This is a genomic window from Pseudomonas sp. p106 (assembly GCF_003936645.1).
In the GTDB taxonomy this organism is placed as follows: Bacteria; Pseudomonadota; Gammaproteobacteria; order Pseudomonadales; family Pseudomonadaceae; genus Aquipseudomonas; species Aquipseudomonas putida_E.
On sequence record NZ_RHQR01000014.1, the window covers coordinates 130896 to 146526 of the forward strand.

Annotated in this window: 12 protein-coding genes; 4 read left to right on the plus strand and 8 right to left on the minus strand. The window is 62.0% G+C overall.

Annotated features, from left to right (window positions below):
• Nucleotides 1-233 precede the first annotated feature (233 nt).
• The gene (locus tag EGJ09_RS17925) at nt 234-1196 is read left to right on the plus strand and encodes an RHS repeat-associated core domain-containing protein (RefSeq protein ID WP_158621140.1); all 963 of its coding nucleotides are present in this window, start codon (nt 234-236) and stop codon (nt 1194-1196) included.
• 78 nt (nt 1197-1274) lie between these two features.
• On the opposite strand, the gene EGJ09_RS17930 is transcribed toward EGJ09_RS17925, so the two are convergent.
• Complete coding sequence (locus EGJ09_RS17930) at nt 1275-1904, minus strand: TetR/AcrR family transcriptional regulator (RefSeq protein ID WP_119687677.1); 630 nt, start codon at nt 1902-1904, stop codon at nt 1275-1277.
• A 181-nt stretch (nt 1905-2085) separates the two neighbouring features.
• Here EGJ09_RS17930 and EGJ09_RS17935 point away from each other — a divergent pair, with 181 nt between their 5' ends.
• Both EGJ09_RS17935 and EGJ09_RS17940 read left to right on the plus strand, forming a co-directional pair.
• Entirely contained in the window at nt 2086-3186 is a 1101-nt protein-coding gene (locus EGJ09_RS17935) for an efflux RND transporter periplasmic adaptor subunit (protein WP_012315919.1), read from the plus strand.
• A 6-nt stretch (nt 3187-3192) separates the two neighbouring features.
• Complete coding sequence (locus EGJ09_RS17940) at nt 3193-6258, plus strand: efflux RND transporter permease subunit (protein WP_046784331.1); 3066 nt, start codon at nt 3193-3195, stop codon at nt 6256-6258.
• A gap of 36 nt (nt 6259-6294) precedes the next feature.
• Here EGJ09_RS17940 and EGJ09_RS17945 read toward each other — a convergent pair whose 3' ends face one another.
• The 3 genes from EGJ09_RS17945 to plsB form a co-directional block, all read right to left on the minus strand.
• Nucleotides 6295-6984 (minus strand): DUF4197 domain-containing protein, encoded by a 690-nt coding sequence (locus tag EGJ09_RS17945; RefSeq protein ID WP_046784330.1) that lies wholly within the window; start codon nt 6982-6984, stop codon nt 6295-6297.
• A gap of 33 nt (nt 6985-7017) precedes the next feature.
• Complete coding sequence (locus EGJ09_RS17950) at nt 7018-7416, minus strand: YbaY family lipoprotein (protein ID WP_046784329.1); 399 nt, start codon at nt 7414-7416, stop codon at nt 7018-7020.
• 75 nt (nt 7417-7491) lie between these two features.
• On the minus strand, nt 7492-9978 hold the full coding sequence (gene plsB, locus EGJ09_RS17955; RefSeq protein WP_125924496.1) for a glycerol-3-phosphate 1-O-acyltransferase PlsB: 2487 nt from the start codon (nt 9976-9978) through the stop codon (nt 7492-7494).
• A gap of 231 nt (nt 9979-10209) precedes the next feature.
• Between plsB and EGJ09_RS17960 the strand changes: the two genes are divergently transcribed.
• Nucleotides 10210-10419: a cold-shock protein gene (locus EGJ09_RS17960; RefSeq protein ID WP_012315914.1), complete on the plus strand. Its 210-nt coding sequence runs from the start codon at nt 10210-10212 to the stop codon at nt 10417-10419.
• Nucleotides 10420-10518: 99 nt separating this feature from the next.
• Here EGJ09_RS17960 and EGJ09_RS17965 read toward each other — a convergent pair whose 3' ends face one another.
• The 4 genes from EGJ09_RS17965 to EGJ09_RS17980 all read right to left on the minus strand — a co-directional run bounded on the left by EGJ09_RS17965 (nt 10519) and on the right by EGJ09_RS17980 (nt 15574).
• Nucleotides 10519-10896: a hypothetical protein gene (locus EGJ09_RS17965; protein WP_012315913.1), complete on the minus strand. Its 378-nt coding sequence runs from the start codon at nt 10894-10896 to the stop codon at nt 10519-10521.
• Nucleotides 10897-10913: 17 nt separating this feature from the next.
• Complete coding sequence (locus EGJ09_RS17970; RefSeq protein WP_125924497.1) at nt 10914-11726, minus strand: putative RNA methyltransferase; 813 nt, start codon at nt 11724-11726, stop codon at nt 10914-10916.
• Entirely contained in the window at nt 11726-12877 is a 1152-nt protein-coding gene (gene dapE / locus EGJ09_RS17975; protein ID WP_115274031.1) for a succinyl-diaminopimelate desuccinylase, read from the minus strand. The genes EGJ09_RS17970 and dapE overlap by 1 nt, the downstream gene beginning before the upstream one ends.
• Nucleotides 12878-12982: 105 nt before the next feature.
• Nucleotides 12983-15574 (minus strand): glycosyltransferase, encoded by a 2592-nt coding sequence (locus EGJ09_RS17980; protein ID WP_125924498.1) that lies wholly within the window; start codon nt 15572-15574, stop codon nt 12983-12985.
• Between the last annotated feature and the right edge of the window lie 57 nt (nt 15575-15631).

Genomic DNA, 15631 nt, shown 5'->3' on the forward strand with positions numbered 1-15631 from the left:
CGGGCGCATGCCTGGATTGCTGTGGCCTTTGAGATCATGCGCCGCCCTGATTTCAAGTGGGGGCTGAAAAAGCCCTCCGCATACACTTCCCACATACCCACCGTCCACAATGACTGTGTGTATGATCTGAAAAGATTGAGTGGGTCTGGATTGACCTGGCATTTCTGCTAGTGGTTTTTTCTTTGCTATGGCGCCAGTCTTTCGAACATCTGAAGCCACTGAGGTTAATGTTCATGCCGACCATTCCCAACGCCAAACAAAATACCCGGCAAGTTTTTTATTGCAAAGAGACGATCTCCATTGAGTTAAGTGGCAACGGACGCTGGCGTATCCTTCAGTCTGATGGACAAGTTCTGGCGCAGAAAAATCACAGTGCCGTGCACTTGCCCACCGCGTTAGCGGCCTGCGACCCGCAGCGCTCTGTGTTATCGATGCATAACGGGGAACGGCACGAGTCACAGATTTACTCTCCCTACGGTCATCACTCTCAGGGCAGCGGTTTGCTGTCGTTGCTTGCCTTCAATGGCGAGCGGCCAGACCCAGCCACGGGACATTATCATCTGGGGAGAGGCTATAGGCAGTTCAGCCCGGTCATGATGCGGTTCAGTAGCCCGGACAGTTGGAGCCCATTTGGGGCGGGCGGGTTCAATGCCTATGTATATTGCGCAGGAGATCCCACTAACCGTAGTGACCCGACTGGTCACTTCTGGGGTATCGGGACCTTTTTCAGAAGATTGTTTGGCATGAAACCCAAAGCGCAAAAAAAAAAGAGCACCAGCTTGCCGGTAACGAAAACAAACCCCACTCAAGGTAACAGGGCTGTTGGCGCCATGCCTAAAGCTGCACCCACCGGTGGCGATACTATTCCATTTGAGAAGTTATTTAATGATCGCGAAATTGCTGAGCAGTTTCAGTTATTTGAAAATTTAAATTTGCCAGAGCGCTCGGTTGTAAAAAAAGGTAACAGCCGTGTGCAGTCGCTTGGCTCTACTCCCGATAATGCCGCTGGAGAACGGTATGAAAGGTATATGGGCGTGCAGAGAGGTGAGGTGAATAACTATGCCAGAACTCTTGAACTAGACGCACTTGCCAATGAATTGGATCAGGTTAACAGTCGTATGGAGCGCGCGGGCCCATCACGAGACATCATGGTTCAGTCCGTTTTGCAGAAAGAAATCAGGAGGCGTGTTTCTTGATATGTAATTGAACCGAGTTCTGACTGCCTTTTGCGAGCCTCCGCAGAAGGCAGAAATCGGCCAGCTATCGACATTGGCTCAGCGCCGAAACGCCCGCAAGAACACCCCCACCACCTCGCGCACATGCGCCTCGGCCTCATCTCCCTCCAATGGCCCTGCACACCCCAGCAGCAACCGGTAATCGGGCGCTCCTTTGACCAGGCAGAAGAAGTGCTCGGCCGCGTGCAACGGGTTGTCGATGCGCAACAGGCCGCGCTCGGCGACTCCACGCAACAGCCCTTCCATGCCCGCCAGCACCCGTTTCGGCCCGGCTTCGTAAAAGAACTCGCCAAAGCTTGGGTCCTGACTGCCCTGGGCCATGATCAGGCGGCTCAACTTGACCGCCTCATCACTGCTGATCAACGCCTGGAAGCCCCGGGCAATGTTCAGCAACACCTGTTCGACGGCCGCGCCCTCGGGGTACTCGAACATCAGGTCGGGTAGCTGATTCTGGCAGGTAGCCATGACCGCAGAGCCAAACAGCGTCTGCTTGTCGTTGAAGTGGCTATAGACCGTCAGTTTTGAAACACCTGCCGCCGCAGCGACCGCATCCATGCTGGTGTTGGCATAGCCGAGGCTGAGGAACAGCGTCTTGGCCGCTTCGAGGATCGCCTCGCGCTTGGCCAGGTCCTTGGGGCGACCTGGGCCGATGGGTGCGTCGTTGGGCATTGGAATCCGTGTCTGGTTGAAGGGGCCCCCATCTTACCGGCTCGGTTGCCTTCCGGCTTCAGGGAATGGCCCATCGTTAACGTTGATTTTCTTTCCGACGCTGGCTTCCCGGCTTCGGTTCCCTGATTTAATATACTCGACAGTATAAATATTCGATGCGCTCGTCGCGAAAGGATTCATCATGTTGCGTCATGCCTTGTGCCTCGCTCTGCCTGCCGCTGCCGCCTTGTTGCTGGCGGCCTGCGGGCAGGAAGCCGCCCCGCCCACTGCTCCGCGCCCGGCGCTGGTGGTCCAGCCGCAACCGGCCCAAGCCTCAGCCGACAGCTACCCTGGCGAGGTGCGAGCGCGTTTCGAGCCGGAGCTGGCGTTCCGCATCGCTGGCAAGGTCAGCAAACGCCTGGTCGAGGAGGGGCAGCGGGTCCAGGCCGATCAGCCACTGGCAGAGCTCGACCCCCAGGACGTGCGCCTGCAACTCGAGGCCAACCGCGCCCAATTGGCGGCCGCCGAGGCCAACCTGGCGCTGGTGCGCGCCGAGCGTGACCGCTACCGCAAGCTGCTGGATCGGCAGATGGTCAGCCACTCTCTGTACGACAATGCCGAAAATCTCTACCGGGCCGGGCTCGCGCGCCTCAAGCAGGCCAAAGCCGAGTTCGACGTGGCTGGCAACCAGGCCGGATACGCGGTGTTGCGTGCGCCCCAGGCCGGCGTGATCGCCAAGCGTCAGGTCGAGGTCGGCCAGGTGGTGGCTGCCGGGCAGACGGTGTTCACGCTGGCGGCCGACGGTGAACGCGAAGTCGTCATCGGACTGCCGGAGCAGCAGTTCGCCCGCTTCGCCGTTGGCCAGCAGGTCAGTGTCGAGCTGTGGTCGCGGCGCAATGAGCGCTTCCAGGGCCGTATCCGTGAGTTGTCGCCCGCAGCCGACCCCCGTTCCCGTACCTTCGCCGCACGCATCGCGTTCAACTCGGCCAAGGTGCCCGCCGATCTTGGGCAGAGCGCACGGGTATTCATCGCCCATGACGGGCTGATCCCGCTGGCTGTACCTCTCTCGGCGATTACCGCTGAAAACGGCCAGGCGTACGTCTGGCGAGTCAACCAGGACCGTCGACTGGAGCGTGCCGCCGTGCGCCTGGGGCCTTATGGCAGTGACACTGTCCCCGTACTTGAAGGCCTGAACCCTGGCGACTGGGTGGTTGCCGCCGGCGGCCACGTGCTGCGCGAAGGGCAGGAGGTGCGGCCGGTGGATCGTACCAACCGTGTGGTGAACCTGACGGCCAAGGAGTAAGTCCCGATGGGTTTCAACCTTTCCGCCTGGGCGCTGCGCAATCGCCAGATCGTACTGTTCCTGATGATCCTGCTGGCTGCCATTGGCGCCATGTCCTACACCAAGCTGGGGCAGAGCGAGGATCCACCCTTTACCTTCAAGGCTATGGTCATCCGTACCCTGTGGCCGGGGGCCACAGCCGAGGAAGTGTCGCGCCAGGTCACCGAGCGCATCGAGAAGAAGCTGATGGAAACCGGCGAGTACGAAAAGATCGTCTCGTTCTCGCGCCCCGGCGAATCGCAGGTGACCTTCATGGCCCGGGACTCGCTGCATTCCAAGGACATCCCCGAGCTGTGGTACCAGATCCGCAAGAAGGTCGCGGATATCCGCCACACCCTGCCCCCGGAAATCCAGGGGCCGTTCTTCAATGATGAGTTCGGCACCACCTTCGGCAACATTTATGCGCTCACCGGCACCGGCTTCGACTATGCGGTACTGAAGGACTACGCCGACCGCATCCAGATCCAGCTGCAACGGGTCAAGGACGTGGGCAAGGTCGAACTGATCGGCCTGCAGGACGAAAAAATCTGGATCGAGCTGTCCAACCTCAAGCTGGCCACCCTGGGCGTGCCGCTGGAGGCCGTGCAGCAAGCGCTGCGGGAGCAGAACGCGGTGAGTACCGCCGGCTTTTTCGAAACCCCCAGCGAGCGCTTGCAACTGCGCGTCAGCGGGCAGTTCGACAGTGTCGAGCAGATTCGTCAGTTTCCCATTCGGGTAGGGGACCGTACCTTCCGTATCGGCGATGTCGCCGAGGTCTACCGTGGCTTCAATGACCCGCCTGCGCCGCGCATGCGCTTCATGGGCGAAGACGCGATCGGCCTGGCCGTGTCGATGAAAGATGGCGGCGACATCCTGGTGCTGGGCAAGGCACTGGAAGGTGAGTTCGAGCGCTTGGCGCGCAACCTGCCGGCCGGCATGCAGCTGCGCAAGGTCTCCGACCAGCCGGCGGCGGTCAAGGCGGGCGTGGGTGAGTTCGTCCAGGTGCTGGTCGAGGCGCTGGTCATCGTGCTGTTGGTGAGCTTCTTCTCACTTGGCCTGCGTACCGGTCTGGTGGTGGCCCTGGCGATACCCCTGGTACTGGCGATGACGTTTGCCGCCATGCACTATTTCGGCATCGGCCTGCACAAGATCTCGCTGGGCGCGCTGGTATTGGCCTTGGGCCTGCTGGTGGACGACGCGATCATTGCCGTGGAAATGATGGCGATCAAGATGGAGCAGGGCTTCGATCGGTTCAAGGCTGCCAGTTACGCCTGGACCAGTACGGCCTTCCCGATGCTGACCGGTACGCTGATTACCGCTGCCGGATTCCTGCCGATTGCCACGGCAGCGTCGAGTACGGGTGAGTACACCCGCTCGATCTTCCAGGTGGTGACCATCGCGCTGATCACCTCATGGGTGGTGGCCGTGGTGTTCGTACCTTACCTGGGTGAGCGGTTGCTGCCGGACCTGGCCAAGCTGCATGCCGCCCGCCATGACGGCAATGGGCATGCACCAGACCCCTATGCCACACCGTTCTACCAGCGTGTGCGACGTGTGGTGGAGTGGTGCGTGCGGAGGCGCAAGACGGTCATCCTGCTGACTATCGCAGCCTTTGTCGGCAGCATTGCGTTGTTCCGCTTCGTGCCGCAGCAGTTCTTCCCGGCGTCCGGCCGCCCAGAGCTGATGGTCGACCTGAAACTTGCCGAGGGTGCGTCGCTGGGCAATACCACCGAGCGGGTCAAGCAACTGGAGGCCCTGCTCAAGCAGCAGGATGGCATCGACAACTATGTGGCCTACGTGGGCACGGGGTCGCCGCGTTTCTATCTGCCATTGGACCAACAACTGCCCGCCGCCAGTTTTGCCCAGTTCGTCGTACTGGCCACGTCCATGGAGGAGCGCGAGCGCTTGCGCAGTTGGCTGATCAACACTGTGGACCAGCAATTCCCCGACCTGCGTGCCCGTGTCACCCGCCTGGAAAACGGCCCGCCCGTGGGCTACCCGGTGCAGTTCCGGGTCACGGGCGAGCATATCGAGAAGGTGCGCGCCCTGGCCCGCGAAGTCGCGGACAAGGTGCGCGAGAACCCGCATGTGGTGAACGTGCACCTTGACTGGGAAGAGCCGAGCAAGGCGGTGTTCCTGGCGATCGACCAGGACCGTGCGCGCGCACTTGGCGTAAGCACCGCGCACCTGTCGAGCTTCCTGCGAAGCTCGCTCACCGGCACCACGGTGAGCCAGTACCGGGAGGACAACGAGCTGATCGAGATTCTTTTGCGCGGCACGCAGAAAGAACGTGGCGAGCTGGGCAACCTTGGCAGCCTGGCGTTGCCCACCGACAACGGCCAGAGCGTTGCGCTATCGCAGGTAGCGACCCTGGACTATGGCTTCGAGGAAGGCATCATCTGGCACCGTAACCGCTTGCCGACGGTGACCGTACGCGCCGACATCTATGACAAGCAGCAGCCGGCGACCCTGGTCAGGCAGATTGCCCCGACCTTGCAGGAGGTCAAGGACAAGCTGCCTGATGGCTACCTGCTGGAAGTGGGCGGCACAGTCGAGGACTCCGAGCGTGGGCAGAAGTCGGTGAACGCCGGTATGCCGTTGTTCATCGTAGTGGTGCTCAGCTTGCTGATGATCCAGCTGCGCAGCTTCTCGCGCACGGTAATGGTGTTCCTCACGGCACCACTGGGGCTGATCGGCGTGACCTTGTTCCTGTTGGTGTTCCGCCAGCCGTTCGGCTTCGTCGCCATGCTTGGCACCATTGCCCTGGCGGGGATGATCATGCGCAACTCGGTGATCCTGGTGGACCAGATCGAGCAGGATATCGCCTCGGGGCTGGACCGTTGGCAGGCGATCATCGAGGCTACCGTGCGACGCTTCAGGCCGATCGTGCTGACCGCACTGGCGGCGGTGTTGGCGATGATTCCGTTGTCCAGAAGCGTGTTCTATGGGCCGATGGCGGTGGCGATCATGGGCGGGTTGATCGTTGCCACGGCGTTGACCCTGTTGTTCCTGCCGGCATTGTATGCGGCGTGGTTCAGGGTGAAGAAGGGCTGAAGGCTGCGGGGGAGGGCGTCGCCCTCCCTTCGCGGGTCACAGGGCGCCAAATACCTTCTTGGCCAGGCTGGTAGCCGCCTGTGCAGGGTTCTGACGAATGCTCTGTTCTTGTTTGGCGATCATTTCAAACAGGCCGTCGAGGGCTTTTTCGGTCACATAGCTCTCGACGTTGGCACTCTTGGCATCGCCCAGGCCCAGGGCTGACGCCTGGCCGGCAAAGCTGTTGTATTGTTGAACCACGCCAACCTTGTCGGTCGCCGCCTTGACGATGGGCAGGAACTTGGCGCGGATCTGCTCCCGGCTGCTCTTGTTCAGGTACTGGGTGGCCGAGTCGTCACCGCCGCTGAGAATGCCCTTGGCGTCGGTCACACTCATGTTCTTCACCGCGTCCACCAGGATCGCCTGGGCCTGCGGCACCGCCGCTTCAGCGGCCTTGTTCATGCTGTCTTCCAGGGCGGTAACCTCATCACCTTTGCCAAACATCTTCATGGCTTTGGCGGCTTTGCCGAGGTTGCCTGGCAACTCGATGCGTACGTCGGGGTTATTGCTGAACCCGCCTGGGGTGCTCAGTTGCTTGACGGCGAGCTGCGCCCCTTGGGTCAGGGCATCCTTCAGGCCGCCGGTGGCGTCTTTCTGGCTCAGGTCGCCAAGTGACAGGGCCAGCGCGCTGGCCGACAGCAGCAGGCCGGCGCACAGGGTGGTCAAGCGCAGGGAGGAGCGAATCATGAAGCTTTCCTTTTGAACAGAAGTAGGCGGGGATCAGCGCACCGGATCGACTTTGATCCGTACTGGCTGCTCATCGCTGCCGTCGAGTTTGACCCCATGATGCTCGGTGTTGATGAACAGCAGCTTGCCGTTCAGCTCGATGCGGGCGCTCACCGCGTAGCGGTGGCCAGGCTTGACCTGGGCTGGGTCATACGTGAGGTGGAACGGCAGTGGCACGTTGCCTTTGACCGGGCCAGCTTGGCGGGCCAGGGTCACCGCAGGGGCGTCCATCAGCGACACGTCTTGCAGTTCGACACTCAAGGTGGCGCTGGGCGGCAGGGCAATGCGCTGCAGGTAGAAGACTTCACCGTCCAGGCTGGCCTGTGGCGATGGGGTGTGGCTGGAACAGGCTGCGAGCAGGGATGCGCAACACAGCATAACGAGCTTTTTCATGGATTCTCCGTTGTCCTTGGGCTGGCTTGTGGCCAAGCCCAAGGACTTTAACGGATTTTTCCGGTTGATGATGCCTTAGAGGATCGATGCTTCCAGCGCATGTTCACGGTGCAGCGCCACCTGCCGGATCGAAAGGCGCAGCTCTGCCGACAACACACGCTTGGCCACCCCTTCGGCGAGTTCGCCAAGTTTGTCGTGGTAGCCCAGTTTGCCGTTGCCATCCGGGCGCAGCACACCTTGCTCGACCAAGGTCTGGATGAAGTGGCGGAACAGCGTCTTGTCAAAGAACTCGGGGGCGTTCAGGCCATGCAGTATCGACAGGCGCTGGGCCATCATCACGCAGAGGTCTTCCAGTGCTTCGGCGCTGAGGGTGTTCTGGCCGCTGTTGAGCAACAGCGAGGTGGCCATGTAGAAGCGCTGCAGGGTCTGGGTGATGGTGCGGGCCAGCAGCGTCAGCAAAACGAACTGGCGCGAACTGGGGGCCGGGCGCACGTACACATCGTTTTCGCGGCGCAGCAGGCCCTGTTCGACCAGTGCCGCCAGCCACTGATCGATCACCTCGTCCAGTTGCTCGGGTGCCCAGCGCAGGAACAGTTCGGCCTGCAGGTACGGGTACAACGCGTGTACATACTGCCCGAGCAGGTCACGGCTCATCCGTGAGCTGCTGTGGAAGAAGCTCGCCAGTAACGCCGGCAAGGCAAAGATGTGCAGGACGTTGTTGCGGTAATAGGTCATCAGCACTGCATTGGCTTCATCCAGGTAGAGGATGCGGCCAAGGGCGTCTTTCTGTTCCGCCAGCAGGTTCATGCCCCTGACATGTTCGATCAGCGCCTGGCCGTCACCTTCGGGCAGGGTGGTGTGCTGCGAATAGGGGACTTTGCGCAAAAGGGCCAGGTACAGGTCCAGTACCCGGGTCAGGGCACTTTCGTCCAGGGCCAGGCGGCTGGTGGAGAGCAGTGCCAGGGCTACCAGGTTGACCGGGTTGACCGCTGCGGCTTCGTTGAGGTGACGGGCTACGGTTTCACCCAGACGGGTGGTGGTCTCGTTCAGCCAGGCCGGACGGAACTGCGGGCCAAGTGCCTGTTCGCGCCAGCCGGGTTGCTGTTGGTCGAGAAAGCCTGCCAGGCGGATCGGTTCGCCGAAGTTGACGTAGACCTGGCCGAAGCGTTGCTTCAGCGCGCCGATGACCTTGAATATGTCGAAGATCGACTCTTTCTTCTTGCTGGCGCCACGCAGTTCACCCAGGTAGGTGCGGCCTTCCAGTACCCGTTCGTAGCCGATGTACACCGGCACGAAGACGATCGGTGTGCGCGATGAGCGCAGGAAGCTGCGCAGGGTGATCGCCAGCATCCCCGTGCGCGGTTGCAGCATGCGCCCGGTGCGCGAGCGCCCGCCCTCGACGAAGTACTCGACCGGGAACCCCTTGGTGAACAGGGTGTGCAGGTATTCGTTGAACACTGCGGTGTACAGCGGGTTGCCCTTGAACGTGCGGCGCATGAAGAAAGCGCCGCCGCGGCGCAGCAGGCCGCCGATCACTGGCATGTTGAGGTTGATGCCGGCGGCAATGTGCGGTGGCGTCAGGCCGTTGCGGAACAATAGGTACGACAGCAGCAGGTAGTCGATGTGGCTGCGATGGCACGGTACGTAGATAACTTCGTGGCCCGGCGCGATGCCTTGCACCTGCTCGATGTGGTTGACCTTGATACCGTCGTAGATCTTGTTCCAGAACCAGCTGAGTACCACTTCCAGGAAGCGGATCGCGGTGTAGGTGTAGTCCGAGGCGATCTCGTTGCCGTAGCGCAGGGCCTGTGCTTCAGCCTTGGCCACGGGAATGTTTTCCCGTTGGGCTTGTTCGCCGATGGCCTGGCGAACCAGTGGTGCGTGCACCAGGCCTTTCACCAGATTGCGCCGGTGCGAGATGTCCGGGCCGATCACTGCAGTCTTGAGGTTGCGAAAGTGTACGCGCATCAGGCGTTGGGCCATGCGCACGGTGCGCTCATGGCCTTTGTTGTGCTGCACCAGGTCACGCACCTGGATCGGCGCCGAGAACTGCACGCGGGTCTTGCGCCCCAGTATCAGGATGGTCAGTAGCCGGCGCAGGCGCCCGGTTACCGCCCAGCTGTCGGCGAACAGCAATTTCCACGGGCTCGATTCGCTTGCAGGCGTCTGGCCCCAGAACACACTGACCGGGATGATCTGTGCATCTTCCTCGGCATGCTTGCTGACTGCTGCAATCACACGCTCAAGGGCAGGAGGCGCGCCGCGCTTGTCTTGGCGGCCGAGCCAGTCCGGGTCGGGGGTGAGGTAGAAGAAGCCGGCCGGCTCGTGCAGTGTGCCCACAGCTACCGGCAGTACCGGGCGCGGCAGCCCCGCCTTGGTGCACTCGTGGTCGAGTACGGCCAGGTCGGTGAGCGATGGCGAGGGCAGGGCATAGAACACCGGGCGGCTGCGGTCGAGTTGCAGGCTCATGGCGGACTGATTGATGGTCTCGGAGCGCACCCACAGGTACAACAGGCGACGCAGAGCGCCGAAGATCAGGCGGCGCAGGGGAGAACGGGTCATGGGGTGTGTGCCCTGGGTGTGATTTTTAGTAAGTGTGCAATCAGTTAGTCTGCCGTATCGGCGTAAGTTCAGCAAAATCCTGCAAAGGGCGTGGCGGTCATGAAAATTATTTGTTCTGTGTCATATACTCGGCCTGCCACTTGCAGGATATTTCGGCAAGCGGCGTCGGCACGGGGAGGAAACCCTGTGTCTACAAGGCGATCTTCACAATAAAAATCCGGAGTAGTTCAGATGTCGTCTCGTGAGACTGGGAATGTAAAGTGGTTCAACGATGCCAAGGGCTTTGGCTTCATTCAGCGCGAAGGTGGTGCGGATGTGTTCGTCCATTATCGGGCGATCCGCGGTGAGGGGCATCGTACCCTGGTCGAAGGGCAGCGGGTCGAGTACTCCTGCGTGCAGGGCCAGAAAGGCCTGCAAGCCGAGGACGTGGTAGGGCTCTAAGTCCCAAACCTCAAGCCTCAAGCCTCAAGCTGCAAGTTGACCGTGTAACTTGCAGCCTGATGCGAACCCTCTTGCAGCTTGCCGCTTAAAGCTTGCAGCTCACGAGGTACGCCAGGTGATTTCCTCTTCACCGTCAGCGCTGATGCGGATCCAGCGATCGGCATCTTCCTCGCCATCTTCCTCGACCCAGCCACCCGGCGCGCAGCGCACTTCCACGCCCAGTGCGGTGAATGCGGCGCGGGCGCAGGCGACGTCATCGTCCCATGGGGTCTGGTCGCTTTCCAGGTAAAGGCTGTTCCATTTCCCTACAGCCTTGGGTAACCAGGTGACCGGAATGTTACCGGCCTTGCATTTGAAGGTCTGGCCTTTCTGCTGCCATTCGCTGCAGGGGCCGATCGCTTCGCCGAGCCATTGGGCAATCTGCTTGTGGTCGACGTCAGCGTCCTTCAGGTAGATCTCGATATCAGGTTGGCGCATAAGGGCTCCGGGTGTGCTCAGTCTTGGCGCACGAAATAGTCATAACGCATGGAAACCGTGACGTCGAAGGGCTCGGCCTGGTCGATCACCCGCGCGCGTTTCTCGGCACTGGCGCGCCAGCCGTGCGGGGTCATGGCCAGCAGGTCGGCGCGGGCTTTGGGTGCAGCCAGGCTCAGCCGGAACTCCAGGGTTTCGCTGTGGGCATGGGCCATGCCCTGCGGTACCAGGGCCAGGTGTTTGTTGTCGGCATAAGGGCGAACTTCATCGTAGAGCACTTCGCGCAACTCCATCAGGTGGCCGCTGGTCGGGCCCACCCGCATCAGGCCGCCACCCGGGCTCAGCAGGCGCTGGGCCTCGGCCCAGTCCAGCGGGCTGAAGACGCTGGCGATGAACTGGCAACTGGCATCGGCCAAGGGTACGCGGGCCATGCTGGCGACCATCCAGGTGACCGAAGGCTCGCGGCGGCAGGCGCGTTTGACGGCTTCGCGCGAGATGTCCAGGGCGTAGCCGTCAGCCTGTGGCAGGGCCTGGGCGAGCTGCGCGGTGTAGTAGCCTTCGCCGCAGCCGATGTCGAGCCAGGCGCCGGGCTGGCGCTCAGTGGCCAGCTCGGCCAGGCGGCGGGCCACGGGCGCGTAATGGCCGGCATCGAGGAAATCCCGGCGTGCTTCGACCATGGCCTGGTTGTCGCCAGGGTCACGGCTGTTCTTGTGCTGCACAGGCAGCAGGTTCAGGTAACCCTGGCGGGCACGGTCGAAGCGGTGGCCGGCCGGGCACACCACGCCGTTGTCGAGCCGCGTCAGGGCCGCATGGCAAATAGGGCAGGCGAGCATCAGGCGAGCAACCGCACCAGGGTCTGGTAGTAGATCTCGGTCAGCAGGTCGAGGTCGCTGGCCAGGATGCGCTCGTCGACCTGGTGGATCGTTGCATTGACCGGGCCCAGTTCAACGACCTGGGTGCCCATGGTGGCGATGAACCGGCCATCGGACGTACCACCGCTGGTGGACGGCTGGGTATCACGGCCGGTGACGCCCTTGATGCTGGCCGACACGGCATCGAGCAGTTCACCGGGTTCGGTCAGGAATGGCAGGCCCGAAAGCGCCCAGTCGATCGACCAGTCCAGTTCATGCTTGTCGAGGATTGCCGATACTCGCGCTTGCAGGCCTTCGACCGTCGACTCGGTGGAGAAGCGGAAATTGAACACTGCGGTCAGATCGCCAGGTACCACATTGGTGGCGCCGGTACCGGAGTTGAGGTTGGAAATCTGGAAGCTGGTCGGTGGGAAGAACGCGTTGCCTTCATCCCAGTGTTCGGCGGCCAGCTCTGCCAGCGCCGGCGCGGCCAGGTGGATCGGGTTGCGCGCCAGGTGCGGGTAGGCCACGTGGCCTTGTTTGCCGCGCACGGTCAGTTTGGCGCCGAGCGAGCCACGGCGGCCGTTCTTGACCACGTCACCGAGCAGGGTAGTGCTCGACGGCTCGCCGACGATGCACCAGTCCAGGCGCTCGTTGCGCGCGACCAGGCGCTCGACCACAGCCTTGGTGCCGTGATGGGCCGGGCCTTCTTCATCGCTGGTGATCAGGAAGGCGACCCTGCCGCGGTGGTTCGGGTAGTCCTGCACGAAACGCTCACTGGCGACCACCATGGAGGCCAGGCTGCCCTTCATGTCGGCGGCGCCGCGACCGCAGAGCATGCCGTCGGCATCGATCAGTGCCTCGAACGGCTCATGCTGCCACTGCTGCACCGGGCCGGTGGGGACCACATCGGTGTGGCCGGCGAAGCACAGCACCGGACCGTCCTGGTTACCATGGGTGGCCCAGAAGTTGTCGACGTCCTCGATGCGCATCGGTTCGAGCTGAAAGCCCACGGCGCCCAGGCGCTTCATCATCTGCGCCTGGCAGTCGGCGTCGACAGGGGTGACCGAGGGGCGACGGATCAGGTCGCAGGCCAGTTGAAGGGTAGGCGAGAGCTCGGCTGGGGCCGTCATGGGGAACTCCGGGGCAAGGCAAGGCGGAAAAACGAGGGGCGTTATCTTATATCAAACAAGGGTTGTCGGCACGGGGCATTGGGCCGCTGCGCGGCCCCGGCATCCTCAAGCCTCCTGAGGCTCGGCCATCTTGTGTTCGGGCTTGGGCAACGACGACAACAGTGCCATGACCAGCGCCGCCAGGTATGGCAGTGACTGCACCAGCAGCATCGCGACCCAGAACCGCATGTCCGAGCTCGGCAACCCTTGCACCAGGTAGATCCCGGCTGCCGCCCCCCACAGCAGCAACATGATGAACAGTTCTTCGCGCGCTTCGGCAATCGCTACCAGCAATCCATGGCTATCGGCATTTTTCGGCGTGCGGAAGAACGGCATGCTGCTGGTGAAGAACCCGTACAGCACCGCCTTGGCGATGGTGTGCGACAGCGCAAGCCCGGCCAGCGCCGCTGCGAATGCGTCCTTGAGGTTGACCCCGACCGCTCGGCGATAAAGGAAGATGATCTTGGCTACCTTGAAGAAGAACAGCGCCAGGGGCGGGATGGCGAAGATCATCAGGGGTGGATCGACCCGATGCGGCACGATGATCATCGCCGCCGACCAGAGCAGGGCGCCGACAGTGAAAAAGATGTTCATGCCATCGGCGACCCATGGCAGCCAGCCAGCCAGGAAATGATAGCGCTGGCCACGGGTCAGCTCGCTGCCCTTGCCGCGCAGCAGGGCGGCGGCGTGGTGCTTGATGATCTGGATGGCGCCATAGGCCCAGCGGAAACGCTGCTTCTTGAAGTCGATGAAGGTGTCGGGCATCAGGCCCTTGCCATAGCTGTTGTGGGCGTAGGCGGCCGACAGGCCTTTTTCGAACACCCGCAAGCCCAGTTCGGCGTCTTCGCAGATGCACCATTCGGCCCAGCCCAGTTCTACTAGCACGCTGCGCCGGGTCATGGTCATGGTGCCGTGCTGAATGATCGCGTCACGGTCGTTGCGGGTGACCATGCCGATGTGGAAGAAGCCTTTGTACTCGCTGTAGCAGAGCTTCTTGAAGGCGCTCTCGTGCTGGTCGCGGTAGTCCTGCGGCGATTGCACCACGGCGATCTTCGGGTCGGCGAAGTGCGGCACCATGTGCTTGAGCCAGTTGCGGTCCACGCAGTAGTCCGAGTCGATCACTGCGATCACTTCGGCATCCTTGGCGGTGTGCGGCAGCAGGTAGTTCAGCGCGCCGCCCTTGAACCCGGCCAATGGCGCGACGTGGAAGAACTTGAAGCGCTCGCCGAGCTTTTCGCAGTGGGCCTTGAGCGGCTCCCACACGGCTGGGTCCTTGGTGTTGTTATCGATCACCAGCACTTCGTAGTCCGGGTAGTCCAGCGCGGCCAGGGCGTCGAGGGTCTGTTTGACCATCTCTGGCGGTTCGTTGTAGCAGGGTACATGCACCGAGACCTTGGGCCGGTAGGCACTGTCGCCCTGCACCGGCAGAAACTCCCGGCGGCGTTTGTGAATCCACACCGCCTCGGCCAACTCGTGCGCTTCGGTCAATAGCACGATGAACACGCCGAGTGCGCCCAGTGCCAGCAGTACGCCGACAGTCAGGCTGAACCAGGTGCTGTACTGCTGGCTGTAGTCGTAACCGATCCACACCAGCACTGACCCACAGAGGAAGGTAATGAAGGTGAGGAACGTCCGGCCGCGTTGGCGCAAGGCTGAGCCGTCGATCAGCAGTACGGTGAGGGCGAGCATTGCCAATACCACCGAGGCGACCGCCAGCGCACGCCATTGCGGTATCGCCACCACCGGCCCTTCAAAATTGAATTTCTGCTGGCGTTCGGCATTGAATACGCCCCAGTAGGCGCCTACCGAGCCCTCGTCACTGGCTTTCCAGGGTTGGTCGTAGGCTTCGATGACGAAATAGTTGTAGCCACGGCGGTTGAGGGTGTTGACCAGCGTGCGCAGGTAGATGGCCTGGTCGGCCTGGGTGGCGTCGGCGCCGCCGCGCATGCGGCCGTTGCTCGGCCAGCCGACTTCCGAGAGCAGCAATGGCTTGCGCGGGAACTGCTGTTTCAGCTCACGGGCCCGATCGAGGACGAACTCCACGGAATCCTTCATGGGCACGAACTCCCAGTAGGGCAGGATGTGCGCGGCAATCAGGTCGACGTGCTTGGCCAGTTCCGGGTGTTCCTTCCAGATGTGCCACTGTTCACTGGTGGTTACCGGCACCTTGACTGCGGCTCGCACCCGGTCAAGGTACTGGATCAGTGCTTCGGGCGTGACCTCTTCGCGGAACAGCGCTTCGTTGCCGACCACCACGCGAACCACGCTGCGCGAGGTGTTGGCCAGTTCGATGGCCGTGGCGATCTCACGCTCGTTGCGCTCCAGGTCCGGGCTGATCCAGATGCCCAGGGTGACGCGAAGCCCAAGCTCCTCTGCCAGCCGCGGGATATCGGCCTGGGTGCCTTCGACGGTGTAGATACGGATGCTGTCGGTCAGCTTGTTCATCTGCTCCAGGTCTTGGCGCATCTCGGCGTCGCTTGGGTATTGGCCTTTTTGCGGGCTTTCCCCCAGACGGAATGGCGAGTACGAGAAACCTGATATCTGCTCAGGCCAGGCTGGCGCGGAAACCGGCCGATTGATCAGCGCCCAGAACCCGGTGAACAGTGCGGCGATGGCCAGGACAATCACCAGGTTCAAGCCGAATTTGCGAGATGACATTGTCGTCCATATCTGTCGAAGTAGTAGGACATTAAAGCAGGATCAGTAGGTGTTTTC

Coding starts and splice junctions, on each gene's coding strand:
- EGJ09_RS17970 (WP_125924497.1), bottom strand. CDS start 11,726: ATGCTCGCCTGCCCTATTTGCCATGCGGCCCTGACGCGGCTCGACAAC.
- EGJ09_RS17960 (WP_012315914.1), top strand. CDS start 10,210: ATGTCGTCTCGTGAGACTGGGAATGTAAAGTGGTTCAACGATGCCAAG.
- EGJ09_RS17950 (WP_046784329.1), bottom strand. CDS start 7,416: ATGAAAAAGCTCGTTATGCTGTGTTGCGCATCCCTGCTCGCAGCCTGT.
- dapE (WP_115274031.1), bottom strand. CDS start 12,877: ATGACGGCCCCAGCCGAGCTCTCGCCTACCCTTCAACTGGCCTGCGAC.
- EGJ09_RS17965 (WP_012315913.1), bottom strand. CDS start 10,896: ATGCGCCAACCTGATATCGAGATCTACCTGAAGGACGCTGACGTCGAC.
- EGJ09_RS17945 (WP_046784330.1), bottom strand. CDS start 6,984: ATGATTCGCTCCTCCCTGCGCTTGACCACCCTGTGCGCCGGCCTGCTG.
- EGJ09_RS17940 (WP_046784331.1), top strand. CDS start 3,193: ATGGGTTTCAACCTTTCCGCCTGGGCGCTGCGCAATCGCCAGATCGTA.
- EGJ09_RS17935 (WP_012315919.1), top strand. CDS start 2,086: ATGTTGCGTCATGCCTTGTGCCTCGCTCTGCCTGCCGCTGCCGCCTTG.
- plsB (WP_125924496.1), bottom strand. CDS start 9,978: ATGACCCGTTCTCCCCTGCGCCGCCTGATCTTCGGCGCTCTGCGTCGC.
- EGJ09_RS17930 (WP_119687677.1), bottom strand. CDS start 1,904: ATGCCCAACGACGCACCCATCGGCCCAGGTCGCCCCAAGGACCTGGCC.
- EGJ09_RS17925 (WP_158621140.1), top strand. CDS start 234: ATGCCGACCATTCCCAACGCCAAACAAAATACCCGGCAAGTTTTTTAT.
- EGJ09_RS17980 (WP_125924498.1), bottom strand. CDS start 15,574: ATGTCATCTCGCAAATTCGGCTTGAACCTGGTGATTGTCCTGGCCATC.